The sequence below is a fragment of the Amycolatopsis sp. NPDC049253 genome (assembly GCF_040678995.1).
Classification (GTDB): Bacteria; Actinomycetota; Actinomycetes; order Mycobacteriales; family Pseudonocardiaceae; genus Amycolatopsis.
This window is the reverse complement of record NZ_JBFAQX010000006.1, coordinates 399,814-417,651: the sequence shown is the minus strand read 5'-3', so window position 1 is coordinate 417,651 and position 17,838 is coordinate 399,814. Positions and strand designations below refer to the sequence as shown.

Sequence of the window (17,838 nt, the reverse complement as noted above, 5' to 3'; positions counted from 1 at the left end):
TCGTTTCCTGGTGCTCATCGGTTCGAGCCTTCCCGCCCACAACGTGGGCCGCAAGACTCACACTCACCCTGGACCAAGCCAACGGGGTCACGTCAGTCAGACAAGCCCCACATGTCACCGGCTGCGAGACCCTGCAGCCCGTGTAGGGTCCCACGGTTGACGTCGCAATCTCACGGACTTTGTCATTCGAATGTCGTAAACGACATACTCGTGAGATTCAGCGCGGTGCAAGTTGATGTTAGCCGTTCCGGCAGGTTGATGCCCGTCAGCTCCTTCTCTCGCGTTGGCCTGAGATGACGGTGAGCTCGGCGCGGGCGAGGTGGCCTTCGATGCAGCAGTGCGGGCCTTCCACTCGATCACCCGCAGCTCGTCGGCCACCAACCGAGGACGACGAATCACTTACAAGCCAAGATCATCACCCAGTCACAGCCGATCACCACGCTTTCACGCAAGCGACCAGCATCCGCATCCCGGCCTTGGCGCTGCGCATCTCCCTCCGCGCGGCGATCGCTTTGGTGCGGCGGCCGTGCGGATCAGGCTGGAGCATATGGGGTCGCCGCCCGGCCGGCCTCGTGGTCGCCGCCATTGTGCTGATGGTTCCGCGGTTTCGACCGACTGGACGTATGTCTTCCAGCAGTGACCACTGCCAGTATTCGACCGTATCCGAGAGGTAACTCTACCGTGCTGGGAGTGCGCCCTCGGTCGGCGGTGTTGCATGCTGCCGCCGGGGCCAAGAATTACTGGGGTGAAACAAATATCGAGGCAGAGGAGCCGCCAGAACATGTCCACACGGGTCGTCAATGTGCGGGACCCCCTGATGCCCAGAACCCAGGCCTCGTACCCGCATGAGAACCCATGGGATGCGGTGTGGCCGCTCGCGGAGGGACGTACCGCCTGCGTCTTTTACGGTTCGCCGGATCGAGAGCACGTCAGACGACCGGTGATCCCCGCCGATGGATTCGGGGTGGGGAAGGCCTTTTCGTACGCGCTCTTCAACGACCGGGAGGACGTCTTCGTCTCCGCGTTGCGGGAGAACGGCTTCGATCCAGTCCTCCTCGGCTACGACGAACGGTCCGCGTCCATTCTGGACAATGCCAAGGCCGAGCCATGAGCAGCGAGCGTTTCGCCACTGTACTCAGGGCTCATGTCGAGACCTGGCGGCCGTACACCCTGGCTTTTCCCGGCCTGGTGGGGCTGGCCGGGGCTGCCATCGGAGAACCCCGCCACAGTGTCGCGACGGCCGTGGGTGGTCCCCTGCTTGCCTGGCTTGGCGCCCACTATCTCGGGGACTACCTCGACCGGCATCTGGACGCTCTGGCCAAGCCACAAAGACCCATCCCCTCAGGCCGGCTCACCCCTCGAGCCGCACTGGTGTGCGCAGTCGCCTGCTTCGCTGGTTTTTGGCTGGTCTCGCTGCTGACTGCCCTGCCGCTGGCCTGGCCGGCGGCGGGAATCACCCTCGGTGTCGTCGTGTACAGCGGCGCTTTCAAGGCACGTGGCCTTGCGGGCAATCTGGTGCGTGGCCTCCTCACCGCGATGGCCTTCGTTTACGGAACGATGACCTCCGTCGGTGCCGCACTGTGGCAGATCATCTTTTTCGCCGCGATGTTCTGGGCCCACGACGCCGCCACCAACCTCATCGGAGCGCTGCGGGATGTCGACGGCGACAGGGCCGGCGGCTACCACACACTTCCCGTCCGCAGAGGTACCTCAGCGGCTCTCCGGGTGGCGGCCTTCCTCTACTGTTTCGCCATCGTTGCGGCCATCGCCGCGGCGATCGGAACACGCGACGGTCTGAGTATCTATGCGCTGCTTCTCGGGGCCGCCAGCTGCCTGGGGGTACACGCCCTGGACATCATCTGGTTCGCTCCGCGCCCCCTTCCCGCGCCGACAGCCTTGCGAGCGCACGAGGTCTTCGTCATCGAACGCATCCTCATCACGGCGGCCACAATCTCCTTGGGGCTCGGTCCGTGGATCACGGCGGCCCTGCTCACCCCGATCGTGATCGTCAGCTTCCTGCTCCAAAAGCTCCTGAGACATCAACATGAGATCGCCCCACCAGACTCCTCAGTCAGCGCCGTCGCGCCGTAGATCACTTCCACCCGATCGGCGCCCACCCCCGAGCCAGGTAGCCAGACCCTGGCCAATATCCGCAAGGCAGTCGGATATCTCATGCGAGGACGATGGATGAACGCCACGGTCGGGCAATCCACACATCGACCGAGGTTTTCCTTTCTGCATCGCTACGCCAGGCGCTCCAGTACGCACTCGGCCGGAAAGCGCCAGTTTCCGTCGGAATGGCCCACGGTTACGCACAGGCGACTGGTAACCCAGGGCTGGTCCACCTCCACACCAGCCCAGCGTCCGCGCGATAGACGTCATCCTCAGATCCAGGGCCTCCACGAGGCCTCGAGGTCCCGCACGTCGACCACACGGCGCTGACCCAACTCACACCGAATAACCGCGCGCCAGATTGCAGCCCCAACCCCATTCACTGCCCGCTGCACAAGGCTGCGCGCCCGCTCGGCCGAACTCATCGAGACACCGACCTGGCACATAACGGTACCCGCGAGGAGAAACAAGTGACACCGACCATCTGCCCGGGCAACACTAGCAACGATCCCAGCCACCTCATCAACTTCGTAGACAAGAACTGCGTTCCCTACACCGGCTTCGAACTCGTCTTGTTCGTGTCCGGATGCCTCCTCTGGGTATTTGCCTACGGACTGCTCATCCGCAACAGCCACCGCAAAAAATACATCGAACTACCCGCCATCGCGATCTGCAGCGACCTCGCCTGGGAAATCACCTGGGCAGCCTTCTACACCACAGACATGGGCCTGATACCCGCCATCATCTACAAGATCTGGCTGTTCCTCGACCTGTTCATCTTCTGGCTCCTGCTCAGGCACGGACGAAAGCAGACCGGCAACCCGGTCTTCAAACGGATTTTCACCCCGCTGTGCTTTATCGCCGTCCCGATCTTCACAGTGATCTACAGTTCATTCGTCCACGGTGGATACGACACCCCAGTCGGAGCCACCTCCGCCTACATGGCACAGCAATTCATCAGCGTTTTCTGCATCCTGCTCCTGCTGGGCTCCACCACCGCCGAGAACTTCTCGACACACTTTGCATGGCTCCGAAGCCTCGGCACCGCCCTGGTCGCCGTGTTCTTCTTCTTTCACTACACCGAAAACTACTTCTTGAACACACTGGGGACTTTGTCCATCATCCTTGACAGCATATTCCTCTACCTCCTCTGGAAAGCCCGAAAGGCGCATAAACGAGGTATCAGCCCGTCGACATTTTTGAGCCAGCGAGTCGGCTAGCCGACCGCGTCGTGAGCCCGACAGTAACTCCGCATAATAGCCAAACGCCGGATTGCACTGGCCGCGCCATCGAAACTAATAATGACGCGAGCCCGACTCCTTCGTCGCCATATTCGCCCAAAAACAGATGGGAGATCTCCTATGGCCCTCGACCGAACACACCGAACACTGGTCGCGGCCGTGCTTCACGGCCCTCGCCTCCTCGACTCGCCCGAATCTCGGGTTCGCATGATTGTTGTGTCCATCTTCGATCTAGCAGGGTCGAATCCTGGCGCAATTCAGGAACGACTAATCCCCGATGTCGCTCAGGCTATCCGTGAGACACTTCCTACCGACCTGAGGTTTGAAATATTTGCCCATGCTCAGGCAGCAGCGATAATTGGAGGCGCAATGGCCTGGCTGAGCACCGAGCCGCAGGTCGAGCAGCGCCTCGTGGTCGAACTCATCGCTGAAACGCTGTCCACCGGCATTAGAACTGCGTCCACGATCAGCTAGCAACCTTGTGCATGCACGAGCCTTCCAGCCACCTTTCGGCAGGGGCGGATGTACAGGTCGTTGACGAACGAATCGTCATACCCGATGACCGCCATACACCTGGACACAGTCGGGTTAAAATTCGCAAACTCGATGGAGTCACGGAAGCATGAGAATCGTCACTGCTGGTGAACATCATCAAAAAGATCCCTCCCGCATCTCCTCACTGGAGCCAGGAAGCGGTCTGCGGAGTACAAATTCTTTAGCGGAACGCCAATATGACACCCTGTTAGCATCACGCTACCCGATGGGATTACCAGAACCAACGTTCGGATTCCATCTGGTGGCTGCGGTTCACGAAGCTCGGGTGACCCGTTGCGCGAAACGTGGGAAGAACGCACACGGACGCGTGATCACCGCCGCGATGTCAGAATTCCGGGGCCAACCAGACCTATCCTTTCTAGGACCTGGGCCCGTTGTGACCGTGCGACGCGATGTGAGCTCCCGTGTGATACCCGCGCTGCCATGCACTACCCGGGTGCCGTTGATTCCTTGTCGTCCTCGTGAGCTTGAGGACCTGTTCGTACAGGAGGGCAGCCATGCCAAGTTCATCATCGACCGCCGTGCCGGTCATCCCTGCCCTCTGGGCACCGTTTCCCTCGGCGATCAACCCTGGCCAAGAACGTGCCGCCCGAGAGAACGTCGACTGGCTCGACCACCACCGGATCTGCGCGAGCCCTCGGGAGCGAGCACGGATGCGGGCGAGCTGCCCAGAGGGGCTCGCCGCGCGCGGCTATCCCGTCGCCGACCCGGAACGACTCCGCTGGGCCACCGACTTCGTATCGCTGCTGTTCGCCATCGACGATTCGTACTGCGACGAGGGCCCGCTCGTGAAACACCCCGCGGACCTGTGCCGAATCATGACCCAGCTCCAGTGGGTCGTGAACACACCGCACGCCCACACCACCGGCCTCACGCCCATCGCGTCCGGGTTGCGCGACCTCCGCCTCCGGCTCGACGAGCTGGCCCACCCCGTACAGGTCGCACGCTGGGTCGCCACCATGCGCACGTACCTGCTGACCCAGACCTTGTTGGCTCACAATCGATCGGCCGGCGTGGTGCCCTCGCTGAACGACTACCTCCTGGTCCGAACCGAATCCGGAGGGATCAAACCGTTCACGGCCATCCACGACGTCATCGGCGGCTACGTGCTCCCCGAGCGTGACTGGACCAGCTCCGCTGCCTGGGTCTACGCCGAAGCGTTCAGCCTCATCATCTGCGCCGAAAACGACCTGGTCTCCTACCACAAGGAAGCTGTGGCCGGCACGAGTGATCGGCAAAACTTCGTCGACATCGTGATGGCTGAGCGCGGGTGTGCCGTCGAGGAAGCCGTGGCGGAGGTGGTGCTCTTACACGACCGGACCATGCGCCTGTACCTCACCCTGAGGACCCAGATCGAGGCACTTGCCGGCACCGAACTGCGGCGTTGGCTCAGCACCAGCGACGCGTGGCTGCGAGGCCAACACGAATGGTCCCTGGAAGCCCGCCGATACACGGGCCACAACAGCGCCGCCGGTCTGCCCACCACGCTAGCCGACACGCCGACCGCGGACTCCGACCTGAACCAACCGTATCCCGCCGAGCCCATCTCCTGGTGGTGGGACCTGCTCGACGCCTTACCTCTTCCGCCCCACGCGAATCCGCGATGCTAAGAGCGCGCAGAAGTGGTTTGGCGTAGCGGTCGTATCTGGTGGGAATGGCGTGTGGCGCCTGAAGAGCGCACCGCTGTTGAACGGCCTGTATGGCACGTACGCGATGTCTTGGCGCTGGCAACGGTCCTTCACTGTCTGGTCCGGGGTCACAGCGTCTCGATAAGTCTGCACCGCAGCGATGGGGTCAGGTTCGAACATCTCCGCCTGGATTGTTGCTGATGTGACGTAGCACGGCGAGGAGATGGCCGTGCGCGGCGACGAGATCGGAACGGGCCGCGTCATCGCGCATTTCCACCGCCAGTTGCTGGGCTTGGCCGAGGAGCACGGAAACGCGCGGCTCGTGGGCATCGAGAAACGGGCGGGCGCGGGCGGTCGTGTGGGCGAGCACGGTCATCATGATCGGGATCTCGGCGGTACTCGGGGAAACGGCGAGGATCGCAGCGAGCACCTTGATCTGCGCGGCCAGAACCCGCAAGAGCTCGTGGCTGGGTCCGTCGGCGTCGCGCAGAACGTGGTGGTCAGTGCACACGTGAAGCCCTTCTCTCTGGCAACGTCGCAGGAGAAACGTGACCTCTCGCGGACAGTAACGGTGGCGCAGTGATCATGCGCAGTACACGGGGGTGGTTGCAGCTGCTCCTCCCTGGCGACGGCGTGAGGGCAACAAACGCGTCTCCTTGCCCCCGACGAATAAGGGGGACGCGCAGGCACGCCCCGTCAGCTGTGGCTGGTGACCTTGCCTGATCCTTCGGCGGGGAAACGCCTGGCGAACGCCGACATGACACTGCGGACGGTGGAACCACCCGGGCGGGTGAGGTGCGGCAGGCAGCCGACCGATGGTTCCCGGCGGTGGGTCCCTCAGGCGGGTGGTTCGGTGTGGCAAGCGGAGGATTCGGCGTAATGGCGGTGATCGCGCGCGGTTCACTCGTGGTGAGGGCTCTACCAGGTCCACCGCCCCGACCCGACGATCGACGTGGAGGAGACCCTGTCGGCCCTGTCCGACCTGATCCACAGCGGCAAGGTGCGGGCGATCGGTGCGTCGTCCTTCCCGGCCTCGGAGATCGTCGAGGCGCAGTGGGTCGCCGAGCGGCGCGGTCTCGAACGCTTCCGGACCGAGCAGCCGCCGTACTCGATCGTCAACCGGAGCATCGAACGCGAGGTCCTGCCGGTCTGCCGGCGCTACGGGATGGGCACGCTGGTCTGGAGCCCGCTGGGCCAGGGCCTGCTCACCGGCCGATTCCGCAAGGGCCACCAGATCGACACCCACCGGTCCGGCGCCATGCCGCAGCACTTCGGCGACGAGCGCAAGCTCGACGTGGTCGAACAGCTCATCCCGCTCGCCGAGAAGGCCGGCCTGCCGATGACCCACCTCGCGATGGCGTTCGCGATCGCCCACCCGGGCGTCACCTCGGCGATCATCGGGCCGCGCACCATGGAACAGCTCGACGACCTGCTGGCCAGCGCCGACGTCACCCTGGACGACGAGGTCCTCGACCGGATCGACGAGATCGCTCCGCCCGGTACCGACGCCGGCCCCAACGACGTCGCCTACACGCCGCCGGCCGTCTCGAGCGTGAGCCTGCGCCGCCGGCCGGTCGCCGAGCGCTCCGCCGCCTGAACGAGGCGGGTCCAGCGGAAGTCCGGCCTGCCGGTGACTCGGTGCCCGGCGAACAAGAGGTGCTGGCGCCCTCGGCGGCCGGCGCGGAGTCCTTCCGGCCCCCCGAGAAAGACCAGAACGAGCGGCCGGCCTGGACGAATTTTCGATGGGTTTGTGCCACAGTTCGTACGACAAGATCAACAGCCCCACTCATGCCCCGCAATCGCCGCCACCGTCCAAAGACGACCGGCAAGACTGCAGGAGACTTGAGCTCGAAGGCGCAACGCGGCTGGTGAGGGCAGACAACGCCCGACGACGCTCACCCGTCGCCGATTCGGACCGAAAAGCGACCCAGTGCTGGTTCGAACCCCGGCCGGCTGGCCTTCGGGCGATGCGAGCTGAAGCCGTCCCGTTCCTCCTCGTGAGAGCGATGGACGGGGCAGAGACCATGCCCGGCGAATTTGTGATGATCGGGGACTCGGCGGCCGACGTCGAAGCCGCGCGATCAGACGGCACGAAGGTGATCGCATTCGCCCACTGGCCTGGGAAGTGTCAACAGTTCGCGGACCTCTCGCCGGACGGCATCGTTGACCGCCGAACGAGCCCCGACGGTTGTCTTGAGCCAGATGACGCTTGCCCGACGTGGTCAGACGAGGAGTGACATTTCCTAGGTTGACTGTGACGTTGAGCGTCAGCCGGGTTCGGCCTGGGTGTGCAGCCAGGCGTGCCAGAACGTGGGCAGGTCGGTGTAGGTGGCCTCGCTGTCCTGTCCGATCCAGGACCAGCGGGCGACCCGGTGGTCGTTGGGGTCGGTGTGAACACAGAAGCAGGTTCCAGCGCCGTCGTCGCCGAAGGCGAGCAGGGCACGAGGGAGCGTCGTCGACTGCCAGGCTTGCGTGTTCTCGGTGGCCAGACGCCGGCAAGACCAGGCGCATTCCCACTGTCCGGTGAGGTCTTCGAAGCCGTCGCTGAACGCCAGCAGATCCCGGAGCTGCGGCGGCACCGCAGTCCCCAACGCCCGATCGAGTACCGCTAGTCGGCCGGCGGATGCACCAGACCTGAGGCGCAGGTTGTGCGGTTCCGGCTTGAGCACGCTTGTCCAGTCGATCACCGTGCGATCGCGTCATGCCCGCAATCTCCGCCCGTAGGCCTTGTGCCGCTTGACATCCTTGCGGCTGAGCCTCAGCCCTCCGGGCACGGGGAGGGCTTCAGCGCGAGGGTGCCCAGCCCGCGGTCAACGCGCGGGCAAGTTCGGGCTCGAAGACGCCGGCGCGGCTGTGGGGAGCGATGCCGCAGGCGCCGTCGGATGCGCCTGGTGTGGTGAGCCAGAGGTTCTGTGCCTTGCTGGGGTCTGGGCTGAGGGTGATGTTCGGGCCGATGCGGGCGCCGGTGGGGTTGCAGTCGGTGGTCGTGGTGCCACCGTTGTGGCTGGTGTCGACGAGGTAGAGCAGGTCGTTGCGGCCGGTTGTGGCTTGCAGGCCGGAGCGGATGGTCTTGGCGGTGGCGGCGATGGCGGGATCGGGCGTGTATCCGCCGATGTTGAGGGTGAAGCCAAGGGTGTCGCGGATGTCGGAGGCGGTGAGCAGGGACACCGCGTTCTGCGGGGTGGCGATGTCGGTGGCGTCGAGCAGGAGGAGCGTGCTGGGGGCTGCGAGGGCGCGGACACCGTCGGCGAGGATGGCGGCGCGGGTGGCTGGGCAGGCGCTCCCGCCCCTGATGACGACCAGTGCGGGGGCGCCGGAAATCCCGCGCGCGAGGGCGTCGAACCAGCGGTGCCGGACCTCGGGCGTGCAAGCGCCGGAGCTGTCGCTTTCCGCGAGGAGGACCGGCGTGGCGTGGTTTGCTGCGGCGGACTGGACGTATCGGCTGGTCTCGGCGGCGACCTGGTCGGTCGCGACGTTGATCGGGTGGCCGACGACGTGGCCGGCAATCCGGGTTCGAACGAGGGTCGCAGCGGGATCCGAAGGTGCGGCTGTCCGCAACCAGGCGGCTGCCGGATTCTCCGGGTCGGTGTAGAACCTGGTCTCGCTCAGCAGCGGCTTCGGGTTGGAGGTGATCGTCGGATCGTGGGTGCCGGCGGGTGCCGCGCAAGCTGCCAGCAGCACAACGGTGAGGAGCACCGTCCACAAACCGGCGGGACGACTGAGCCGGGTCGTGGCCACTTTGCCTTCGCGCTCGGTTCTGCTCGAGTCCGGTTTGGACGCTTGGCGAGCGGCGACGCGTGGTTCGTGTTTGTCCACTGTGGCCTCGGAATGGGCGAGGAATCGTTGTACGGCCTGGACTACATCGGGCCGCGACTGGCGAAGACTCGCGTGAAGGTGTCCAGAAGCTTGCGCGGCCCCGAGATCTTCACCAGGCCGCACTTGATGGCCTGCACCAGCTCCAGGTAGGACGGCAGTTCTTCGGGCTGGAGGGTGATCACGAGGTCCGCGCCGGCGGGGGTGGGGCCGGTGCCGGCGTCGAGTTTGCCGTCGGTGAGGGTGGCGTGGACGACGAAGTCGGGGGTGTGGATTTCCCAGGACGCCGTGATGTCGGTGGCGGCGGAGGGGTCGAAGGCGGCGCGCAGGGACATGGCGAGGGACTCGGGCGTGACGATATCGCCGGGGCGGGGCTCGCCGAGCTGGGTGGTGCCCCAGCGGCCCAGGGCGTGGATCGCGGGTTCGAGCTCGTGGCCGAGCGGGGTGAGGGCGTAGACGACGCCGCGGCGGGGGGACGGGGCGATCTGGCGTTCGACGATGCCGGACTGTTCGAACTCTTTCAGCCGCGTGGCCAGCACGTTGGACGGGATGCCGGGCAGGCCGTCGAGGAGATCGGTGTAGCGGCGCGGGTGGATGGCCAGGTCGCGGATGATCAGCAGCCCCCATCGTTCGCCGACGAGCTCAAGGGCTCGCGCGAGGCCGCAGTACTGCCCGAAATCGCGCCGTTTCATGTGTTAAGTGTAGCACCGTCCCTGGATGAGACTGAGATTCTGGGAATGCATCATGCTTGCAAAAATGAAGTAAGGGGGTTAGCGTCCTCGGCGTGGCCGCGAAGGGGCCACGGAACTGAAGGGGACCAACGATGACTGCTCTGCAGAACGCGACAGTGTGCGTGACGGGCGCGAACGGCGGGCTCGGGTCCGCGTTCGTCCGGGCCGCGCTGGATCGGGGCGCGGCCCGGGTATGCGGCGGCCCGCAAGGCGAAGGAGTGGGGTGACGAGCGGGTCGTGACCGTCGACCTGGATCTGACCGACCGGGGCTCGATCGCGCGAGCCGCGGGCAAGCTCGGTGACACCACGATTCTCGTCAACAACGCGGCGATCTTCCCGCACAACGAGCTGTTGACCGCCCCGATCGAGGAGATCGAGGAGGTGTTCGAGGCGAACCTGCTGGGTCCGCTCGTCCTGACCCGCGAGCTGGCGCCGGCGCTGCGCACGGCCAAGGGTGCGCTGCTCAACGTGGGGTCGGTGCTGAGCTGGTTTGCCATCGGCAAGGCGCACAGCGTTTCCAAGGCCGGCCAGTGGATGGCCACGAACGCCCTGCGGCTCGAGCTCGCACCCGCCGGCGTGCAGGTCCTCGGCGCGTACTTCGGCCCGACCGACACCCCGATGCAGGCCGGCAACGACACCAGCGGCATGAACAAGCCGGCCGGCGTCGTCAGCGCGATTTTCGACGCCCTCGAAGCGGGCGAGCACGAGGTCCTCGTCGACGAGATGACGAAAAAGGTCCACGCCGGACTCGCGGCCGACGTCACCGCCCTCTATCCGGCGCTGGCCGGGGCCTGACAATGTCCACTTCGGACAGAAGAGTGCTCGTCACGGGAGCGACCGGCGGCACTGGAGGGGCCGCCGTCCGCGAGGCCTTGGCGCTGGGACTGACCGTGCGGGCGATGGTGCGCACGCTCGACGACCGCGCGCGGGCGCTGACCGACGAGGGGGCGGAGGTCGTCGTCGGTGACTTCCAGGACGTCACCACGCTGCGGCCGGCGCTCGAGGGCACGAACGCCGCGTATTTCGTCCACCCGATGCGGCCGGGCCTGATCCAGGCGACGGTCAACTTCGCCCAGGCGGTGAAGGAAACCGGCGGTCCGACCGTCCTCAACCTCTCGCAGCGCAACACCGGCCGTGAGTCCACGGGGATCTCGACGCGGGAGACGTTCCTGTCGCAGGAGGTGTTCACCTGGTCCGGGGTGGACGTCGTCCACCTGCGCCCGACGATGTTCCTCGAATGGTTCCGCTACCCGTGGATCCTGCCGAACCTGCGCAAGGGAAAGCTGCGCATGCCCGCGGGTGCGGGCACGTCGTCGATCGTCGGCACCGAGGACGTGGGACGCGCGATCGCCGCGCTGCTGAAGGAGCCGGGAGTCCACATCGGCCGGACGATCCCGCTGTCCGGTCCGGCCGAACTCGGCCAGGCGCAGATGGCGGCCGAGCTGTCCGCCGCGCTGGGCCGGGAGATCGTCTACGAGGACGGTGACCTGGACGAGTTCGTGGCCGCGATCGCCGCGTTCGGCGTGCCCGGGTACCTGGTCGGGTCGATTCGCGGAATCATGATCGACTACCGGGCCGGACGGCTCGGCGGCGCCGACGACACCATTGAAAAGCTCACCGGGCGGCGGCCGATGTCCGTCGCCGAGTTCGCCCGCAAACACGCCGCCCTGCTGAACGGAGCCGAGTGATGACCGAAGTCGTGGACACTTTCGTCGAGCGGAACCGGAAGTTCGCCGAGACACGGTTCGATCCGACGCTGATCATGCGGCCGAGCCTGATGACGAGCGTCATCAGCTGTTTCGACCCGCGGGTCGACCCCGCCGTCGTGCTCGGTGCGGAGCCGGGGGAGATCGGGGTGCTGCGCAACGTCGGCGGACGGGTCACGCCGGACACGATCGAGCAGCTGGTGATGTTGCAGCACGTGGCCGCGGCCGCGGGGGCGGGTCCCGGAGGGTGGAACGTCGTCGTGCTGCAGCACACGGGCTGTGGCATCAACCTGATCCAGAACCGGCCCGACCTGCTGGCTCCGTACTTCGAGGTGCCCGAGGCGGAGCTGCCCGACGTCGCGGATCCACGGGCGGCGGTGGCTCGGGACGTCGCGTTGCTGCGGGCCGAGCCGCGCTTGCCCGGATATCGGGTGTCGGGTCTTGTTTACGACGTCGGTACCGGTTTGGTGGAAACCGTCGCCGGGCCGTAGGTGACCATCCACTGTGGACCGGCTGGAGCCGGCTCGTTGACAAACGAGGGGTCCGTTGTCAACGAGCCGGCAGCTCGGTCAGCAGGCTCGCCGTACTACTTCTTGGCGGCGGCGACCTTCTTGCGCGCCGGGCGCTTGCGGGCCGGCGCGGCGGGCTTGGCGGCTTCGAGCTCGGCCTGCTCGTAGGCGCTCACGACGTCGGACGGGATGCGGCCGCGCTCGGAGATCTGGTAGCCGTTTTCATTGGCCCACGCGCGGATCGTGCGCGAACGCTCGCGGTCGGCCGGGGTGGCCGCCGTCGGCTGCCCCGCGGCGACGCGCACCTTGCGGCCGCCGGTCTTGCGGGCCGCACCGATGTAGCGCGCGAGCTCATCGCGCAGGGCGGCCGCGTTGTCGTCGGACAGGTCGATCTCGTAGCTGACACCGTCGAGTCCGAAGGGGACTGTCTGGGTGGCCGGGCTGCCGTCGATGTCGTCCAGCATTTCGACGAGAACCTTCTGGGCCATGAGTGCTCCTTGAAATTGGCGTGCATGCTGACCGTGACCAGGCGCACGAATGTGGCGATCGATTGGGATCGTAGCATCGAATGGCCGGGGAAATGCAGGTGGCGAAACTGTCGGGGAAACTCCCGGTGCGGTCGTGACGGTGTCGCCGGGGTCGGGAAACGTCGACCGAAGGTAACCGGAAGGTCTCGAACCGCTCCGTCGTGCCGGAGTACCTGCCGACGCGAAGCTGTCCATTGTGGGGTCAGTCTCGGCGTAGCGGGCCGGGTTTGCCACGCCGCAGCGCGGCCGGCCGTCGAGTTGTGGAGTGCACGAGCGCGCGCATTACCGGCACGGCAACAGGTTTCCGCCGAGATTGCCGTCTCAGCCGGACCCGACCAGTGCGCACGCCATTCCGAGGCTCATGCCTGTGCGCGACAACGCGCGGGTCGGGTCCGTGCGCCACGACGGGATCGAGTGAGCGGCATCGAGGAGGAACCACGCGGCCGCGGCGAACGCTACGGGTGTCCACCAGCCGTGACCCATGGCGGGCATGGTGAGCCACGGACCGTGGTCGTCCGCGGAGTGCGGCATGGCGGTGAGCATGAACAGCATCGTCGCGGCGGGGGCGAGGTGGTGCGGGCGCCGGGTCGTGAGGGACCAGCCGAGGGTGAGCAGGAGCACGGCCTGCCAGCCGGCGGCGGGATGGGGGCGCCGACCGGGGAGGTCATGGCGATCATCGCGGCGCAGAGGACGAGTTCGGCCACGGAGTCGGCACGGGTCGGCGACCGGAGCGGCGGTGGGGCGTGGGCGGGTAGCGACGAGTTGATGGCGTTGGCGGGCAACGATGAACCCGCGGCGAGCGGCGCCTGAGGACGGTGGACCTCCTTCGGCGAGACATCCACCGGAGAGAGACCGGCGTCACGTCGAAGGTGTGCGAGCGGAGCCCACGCCGATGCGGCGAACGCGGCCGTCAGCAGCCAGGACACGGACGCCGGCACGAGAGGACTCCTTCCGCCGAAGCGAGTACCCGGTAGACCACGCACAGTGGCGATTCGTGACAACCGGCGGGAAATGCCCCCGGACGAGGCAGGAATTGTCGAAAACGCAAGGGCAGACCCGTTGCCCTTCAGGCCCCCGGTCCGTGACCTGCGTCTCAAGAGCGCGCGACGTAAGGCAGCCGACGTGAGCAGGCCACCTGGTGTTCGTGTTGGCTCAAACAGCCGTGAATAGCGTCCGGGGCGCTGAAGAATTCTCCCTGGAAACCTGAATGGGGTAGACCATGCGCGAAAACCAGGTGGGCCCGAACCGACGGTCCTTCCTGCGCAACGCGGGACTCGCCGGCGTCGGCGCCACGGCGCTGGGTGCGCTCGGCGTGGCGCCGGCCGAGGCCGACACCGCGAACACCGCAAGCAGAGGCAGCGGCAGATGGAACCCGGACGGCGAGAGCCTCCAGTTCACCGTCGCCGTGATGCCGGACACCCAGTACCTCTACTGGGGCAGCCAGAACAGCATCAACCCAGAGCCGCAGGAAGCCTCGTTCCGGTACGTGATCGAGAACAGCGGCACCCCGAACAACAACATCGTGTTCATGGCGCACCTCGGTGACGTGACGCAGGACGCCGACGTCACGTCCTTCCAGGCGGTCGACAAGACGTTCAAGATCCTCGACAAGGCGAACGTCGCTTACAGCGTGCTCGCCGGCAACCACGACGTGTCCGGTGACGACACGCGCGGCACCACGCCGTACCTGCAGGCGATGGGCCCGCAGCGGTTCAAGGGCCAGAAGTCGTTCCTCAGCTCGGACGCGAGCGGTTACAACACCGCCCACACGTTCCACGCGGCCGGGCGCGACTGGCTGCTGCTGGCCATGGACTGGCGGACGTCGGCGGCCGGGTTCGCGTGGGCGAACCAGGTCATCAAGGCGCACCCGAAGATGCCGGTGATCCTCACCTGCCACGAGATCGTCGCGCCGACCTACGGCGACGAGGTGTACCCGTACGAGTCGGGCGACCCCGAGAACAACGCCGAGATCACCGACTACGGCCAGACCGTGTGGGACTCGCTGATCAAGGACAACGACCAGATCTTCCTCACGCTCAACGGCCACTACTGGCCCTCGGGCCGCATCACGAAGAAGAACACGGCCGGCAACGACGTGCACCTGCACATCACGAACTACCAGAACCGCTACATGAGCGGTGGCGGCATGCTGCGCCTGTACCACTTCGACCTCGAGCGCAACACCATCGACGTCGAGACGATCTCGCCGTGGATCCTGGAGAAGGACCCGGCGAAGCGCAACCGCCTCGAGGTCATGGAGTCGCGGCTGACCACGGCCGTCGACCGGTTCTCGATGCCGTTCGACTTCGAGCAGCGCTTCTCCGGCTTCATCCCGGTGAAGACGCGCGCGGCTCGTGCGGCCAACAAGGTCCTGCTGCCCGGCACGCTCGCGTACTGGCGCTTCGACGGCAACCACGCCGCGTCCGGCAGCCCGGTCACCACGACCCAGAAGGTCAAGGACCTGTCCGGCAACGGCAACGACCTCACGCTGGCCTCGGTGCCCGGCACGGTCCCCGGTGCGCTGACCTGGTCCGACGACCACCACCCGGACCAGCCGGGCCACGCCAGCCTGCGGTTCGTCGGCGGCAAGAACCCGCTGCACGGCGCGTACCTCACCACGGCGGCGAAGGCGGCGCTGAACGCCGAGACGTTCAAGCAGGGCTACACGATCGAGACGTTCGTGAAGATCCCGCGCGACTGGGACGGCGGCAACAACGGCAACATGCCGGTGCTGGTCCGCCGCGGCGCGGCCGGCGACGCGGGCAAGCACGGCAAGAACACCGACCCCAAGGAGCCGGTGGCCCAGCTCATGACCACGAACAACGGTCGTGAGCTGCAGTTCAACTGCTACCCGCTCAGCCAGACCTACCCGACCACCAACTGGAGCCACGGCATGCCCGAGGAGCAGTGGTGGCACCTGGCCGTGGTCAACGACGGTCACCACACCAAGGCGTACATCGAAAGCTCGCTGGTGGCCGACAACCCGTTCACCGACTCGGTCGGCATCGCCACGCTCGGCCTCACCTGGCTGCTCGGCGGTCACGAGTACGGCGGCGCGATCGACAACGTGTTCCACGGCTGGATCGGTGACGTCCGCATCGTGAACCGGGCGCTGCGCCTGGACGAGTTCATGACCCACTGATCCACCGGCAGCGGGTGGTCATCGGCGCCCGCCCGCTGCCGTCCTCGGTCAGGAAGTCCTTGCGGCGGCGAGGAAAGCGCGGATCAGGGCCTGGTCCTTGACGCCGCGGGCGGACTCGACGCCGCTGGAGACGTCCACTCCCCACGGCCGCACGGTGGCGACGGCCTCGGCCACGTTGTCCGGGGTGAGGCCGCCGGCCAGGAGCCAGTCGCCGTCGGGGGTCTCGGCCGACCAGTCCCAGGTCTCGCCCGAGCCCGCGGAGGGGGAGTCGAGCAGGAGCAGGTCCTCGCCGTATTCGCCCACGGCCGGGACCTCTTCGGAGCGCAGTGACGTGGCCCGGATCAGCCGCACGGGCAGATCGCGCAACGCCGCGAAATCGGCCTGCGAGTACCCCGAACCGTGCAGCTGGACGGCCCGGATCCCGGTCTTGGCCACGGCTTCGCGGACCTGCGCCACGGCCACGCCCTTGAACACGCCGACCGTGAGCACTTCGCCGGGCACGCCCGCCACGAGCCGCGCGGCCTCGGCCCGGGTGACCTGCCGCGGGCTCTCGCACAGCACGAAGCCCACGGCGTCGGCTCCCGCCTCGACGGCGCACGTCACGTCGGCCGCTGTCTTCAGGCCGCAGATCTTCACGAACACACCCCGACCCTAACCTCCGCCGACCGGTGACGAGCGGGCATCACGCGCGCACCGGCATCACCGGCGTGCCGGTTCGGACGCCCGGGCGGCGGTGCGGATGTGATGATGATTCGACTTCCGCCCGACGAAGGAGCTCGCACGATGGCCACGGGTCCGCTCGGCAAGGCCCACCCCGGTGGATACGACGACGGCCGGCAGCTGTACGGGATGACCGCCGCGTCGATCCGGCGCTGGCGCTGGAAGCGGGCCGCCGCGGTCGCCGGGACCGGTTCGGCCAGGTACGCGAAGATCGGCGACTCCATCAGCGCCGGCCAGGGACTCCAACCCGCCACGCAGTCGCCGCCGGTGGTGATGGGCGGCCTGCTGGCGGCGCGGGGCTTCCCGGTGCGGGGCGCGTCGGTGATCCTGAACCCGCGGACGATGACGGCGGATTCGCGGCTGACGTTCACCGGGTCCTGGTCCGAGTTCGCGCCGGGCGTGCTGACCACGTTCGCTTCGTGCGCGACGAGCGGCGGCTCCGTCACCCTCACCGCGTTCGTCGCGGCGGCCGGTGACTACCTGGCTCGCGTCATCACCACGCAGGACTCGCGCGAGTGCACGATCGCGATCGACGGTGGCGAGCCTGGCCCGGTCCGGCTCAGCGGTGCGGCCGGCCTGGCGACACACCTCGTCGCGCTCCCCAAGCTGGCCGCCGGACGGCACACCGTCACGGTCACCGTGGCGGGCGAGTCCGGTGAACTGCGGGTCGGCAGCATCGGGATCGAAGCGGCCGACGGCATCACGATCGGCGACTTCGGCATCTCGATGTCGACGACCGCGGACTGGGTCGCGGGTGGTGCGGCGTATTCGGCGCTGAACCACGTGGTGGCCTGGTCGCCGGATCTCGCCCTGATCGCGTTGATGACGAACGACGCCAACGAGCAGACGGCCGTCGCGCCGGACCGGTACGCGGCCAACCTCGACACGATGGTGTCCGCGCTGGAGAACACCTGCGACGTCGTCCTCGAGGCACAGATCCCCGGCGATCCGGCGTGGGTCGACTTGTCCCCGTACCGCGACGCCGTGTACGACGTGGCGAACGCCCACGGCGTGCCGGTGCTCGACCTCTTCGACCGCTGGGGCAGCCACGCCGCCGCGGCCGGCGCGGGGTTGATGAACGACGCCTTCCACCCGAACGCGGCCGGTGCGGCGGACATCGCCGCGGCGGAGTTCGCCGTCGTCTCCGCCTGAGG

The 17,838-nt window shown here is 66.9% G+C and carries 18 protein-coding genes and 1 pseudogene; 13 read left to right on the top strand and 6 right to left on the bottom strand.

Annotation, left to right across the window (positions count from 1 at the left end):
* Positions 1–781 precede the first annotated feature (781 nt).
* The 8 genes and pseudogenes from AB0K15_RS17705 to AB0K15_RS17670 all read left to right on the top strand — a co-directional run bounded on the left by AB0K15_RS17705 (position 782) and on the right by AB0K15_RS17670 (position 7,773).
* Positions 782–1,111, top strand: a complete 330-nt coding sequence (locus AB0K15_RS17705; RefSeq protein ID WP_364050877.1) for a hypothetical protein — start codon at positions 782–784, stop codon at positions 1,109–1,111.
* Positions 1,108–2,091 carry a UbiA family prenyltransferase gene (locus tag AB0K15_RS17700; RefSeq protein ID WP_364050874.1) on the top strand — a complete coding sequence of 328 codons (984 nt, stop codon included), beginning with the start codon at positions 1,108–1,110 and terminating at the stop codon, positions 2,089–2,091. The genes AB0K15_RS17705 and AB0K15_RS17700 overlap by 4 nt, the downstream gene beginning before the upstream one ends.
* Positions 2,092–2,582: 491 nt before the next feature.
* Positions 2,583–3,332 carry a hypothetical protein gene (locus tag AB0K15_RS17695; protein WP_364050871.1) on the top strand — a complete coding sequence of 250 codons (750 nt, stop codon included), beginning with the start codon at positions 2,583–2,585 and terminating at the stop codon, positions 3,330–3,332.
* A 237-nt stretch (positions 3,333–3,569) separates the two neighbouring features.
* Positions 3,570–3,827, top strand: coding sequence for a hypothetical protein (locus tag AB0K15_RS17690; protein WP_364050868.1), 258 nt, complete (start codon positions 3,570–3,572; stop codon positions 3,825–3,827).
* A gap of 602 nt (positions 3,828–4,429) precedes the next feature.
* Positions 4,430–5,518: a hypothetical protein gene (locus AB0K15_RS17685; RefSeq protein ID WP_364050865.1), complete on the top strand. Its 1,089-nt coding sequence runs from the start codon at positions 4,430–4,432 to the stop codon at positions 5,516–5,518.
* Between the two features lie 247 nt (positions 5,519–5,765).
* Positions 5,766–6,119, top strand: a complete 354-nt coding sequence (locus AB0K15_RS17680) for a hypothetical protein (RefSeq protein WP_364050862.1) — start codon at positions 5,766–5,768, stop codon at positions 6,117–6,119.
* A 333-nt stretch (positions 6,120–6,452) separates the two neighbouring features.
* Positions 6,453–7,133: pseudogene (locus AB0K15_RS17675) on the top strand (aldo/keto reductase); the annotation flags it as partial.
* A gap of 145 nt (positions 7,134–7,278) precedes the next feature.
* Entirely contained in the window at positions 7,279–7,773 is a 495-nt protein-coding gene (locus AB0K15_RS17670; RefSeq protein ID WP_364050859.1) for an HAD hydrolase-like protein, read from the top strand.
* A 30-nt stretch (positions 7,774–7,803) separates the two neighbouring features.
* Here AB0K15_RS17670 and AB0K15_RS17665 read toward each other — a convergent pair whose 3' ends face one another.
* The 3 genes from AB0K15_RS17665 to AB0K15_RS17655 form a co-directional block, all read right to left on the bottom strand.
* Positions 7,804–8,223 carry an SMI1/KNR4 family protein gene (locus AB0K15_RS17665; RefSeq protein WP_364050856.1) on the bottom strand — a complete coding sequence of 140 codons (420 nt, stop codon included), beginning with the start codon at positions 8,221–8,223 and terminating at the stop codon, positions 7,804–7,806.
* 97 nt (positions 8,224–8,320) lie between these two features.
* Positions 8,321–9,274, bottom strand: coding sequence for a glycoside hydrolase family 6 protein (locus AB0K15_RS17660; protein WP_364050853.1), 954 nt, complete (start codon positions 9,272–9,274; stop codon positions 8,321–8,323).
* Between the two features lie 119 nt (positions 9,275–9,393).
* Entirely contained in the window at positions 9,394–10,041 is a 648-nt protein-coding gene (locus AB0K15_RS17655) for a helix-turn-helix domain-containing protein (RefSeq protein WP_364050850.1), read from the bottom strand.
* A gap of 213 nt (positions 10,042–10,254) precedes the next feature.
* Here AB0K15_RS17655 and AB0K15_RS17650 point away from each other — a divergent pair, with 213 nt between their 5' ends.
* From AB0K15_RS17650 to AB0K15_RS17640, 3 genes are read left to right on the top strand one after another with little or no spacing between them, the layout of a single operon-like run.
* Positions 10,255–10,875 (top strand): SDR family NAD(P)-dependent oxidoreductase, encoded by a 621-nt coding sequence (locus AB0K15_RS17650; protein WP_364050928.1) that lies wholly within the window; start codon positions 10,255–10,257, stop codon positions 10,873–10,875.
* Positions 10,876–10,898: 23 nt separating this feature from the next.
* Positions 10,899–11,768: an NAD(P)H-binding protein gene (locus tag AB0K15_RS17645; protein ID WP_364050847.1), complete on the top strand. Its 870-nt coding sequence runs from the start codon at positions 10,899–10,901 to the stop codon at positions 11,766–11,768.
* Positions 11,768–12,277 carry a carbonic anhydrase gene (locus AB0K15_RS17640; protein WP_364050844.1) on the top strand — a complete coding sequence of 170 codons (510 nt, stop codon included), beginning with the start codon at positions 11,768–11,770 and terminating at the stop codon, positions 12,275–12,277. Before AB0K15_RS17645 ends, AB0K15_RS17640 begins: the two co-directional genes overlap by 1 nt.
* Positions 12,278–12,372: 95 nt before the next feature.
* Here AB0K15_RS17640 and AB0K15_RS17635 read toward each other — a convergent pair whose 3' ends face one another.
* Both AB0K15_RS17635 and AB0K15_RS17630 read right to left on the bottom strand, forming a co-directional pair.
* Complete coding sequence (locus AB0K15_RS17635; protein WP_364050841.1) at positions 12,373–12,783, bottom strand: Lsr2 family protein; 411 nt, start codon at positions 12,781–12,783, stop codon at positions 12,373–12,375.
* Between the two features lie 360 nt (positions 12,784–13,143).
* A complete protein-coding gene (locus AB0K15_RS17630) occupies positions 13,144–13,443 on the bottom strand; it encodes a DUF5134 domain-containing protein (RefSeq protein ID WP_364050838.1) in 300 nt (99 codons plus the stop codon).
* A gap of 598 nt (positions 13,444–14,041) precedes the next feature.
* Between AB0K15_RS17630 and AB0K15_RS17625 the strand changes: the two genes are divergently transcribed.
* Positions 14,042–15,964 carry a LamG-like jellyroll fold domain-containing protein gene (locus AB0K15_RS17625; RefSeq protein WP_364050835.1) on the top strand — a complete coding sequence of 641 codons (1,923 nt, stop codon included), beginning with the start codon at positions 14,042–14,044 and terminating at the stop codon, positions 15,962–15,964.
* A gap of 48 nt (positions 15,965–16,012) precedes the next feature.
* On the opposite strand, the gene AB0K15_RS17620 is transcribed toward AB0K15_RS17625, so the two are convergent.
* On the bottom strand, positions 16,013–16,606 hold the full coding sequence (locus AB0K15_RS17620; protein WP_364050832.1) for a phosphoribosylanthranilate isomerase: 594 nt from the start codon (positions 16,604–16,606) through the stop codon (positions 16,013–16,015).
* 141 nt (positions 16,607–16,747) lie between these two features.
* Here AB0K15_RS17620 and AB0K15_RS17615 point away from each other — a divergent pair, with 141 nt between their 5' ends.
* Positions 16,748–17,836, top strand: a complete 1,089-nt coding sequence (locus AB0K15_RS17615; RefSeq protein WP_364050829.1) for an SGNH/GDSL hydrolase family protein — start codon at positions 16,748–16,750, stop codon at positions 17,834–17,836.
* Positions 17,837–17,838: the final 2 nt, after the last annotated feature.

Excerpts from the sequence above, each read along its gene's own strand:
- AB0K15_RS17705 (WP_364050877.1), top strand. The coding sequence starts at position 782 with ATGTCCACACGGGTCGTCAATGTGCGGGACCCCCTGATGCCCAGAACC.
- AB0K15_RS17700 (WP_364050874.1), top strand. The coding sequence starts at position 1,108 with ATGAGCAGCGAGCGTTTCGCCACTGTACTCAGGGCTCATGTCGAGACC.
- AB0K15_RS17670 (WP_364050859.1), top strand. The coding sequence starts at position 7,279 with ATGGGTTTGTGCCACAGTTCGTACGACAAGATCAACAGCCCCACTCAT.
- AB0K15_RS17655 (WP_364050850.1), bottom strand. The coding sequence starts at position 10,041 with ATGAAACGGCGCGATTTCGGGCAGTACTGCGGCCTCGCGCGAGCCCTT.
- AB0K15_RS17640 (WP_364050844.1), top strand. The coding sequence starts at position 11,768 with ATGACCGAAGTCGTGGACACTTTCGTCGAGCGGAACCGGAAGTTCGCC.
- AB0K15_RS17635 (WP_364050841.1), bottom strand. The coding sequence starts at position 12,783 with ATGGCCCAGAAGGTTCTCGTCGAAATGCTGGACGACATCGACGGCAGC.
- AB0K15_RS17625 (WP_364050835.1), top strand. The coding sequence starts at position 14,042 with ATGCGCGAAAACCAGGTGGGCCCGAACCGACGGTCCTTCCTGCGCAAC.
- AB0K15_RS17615 (WP_364050829.1), top strand. The coding sequence starts at position 16,748 with ATGGCCACGGGTCCGCTCGGCAAGGCCCACCCCGGTGGATACGACGAC.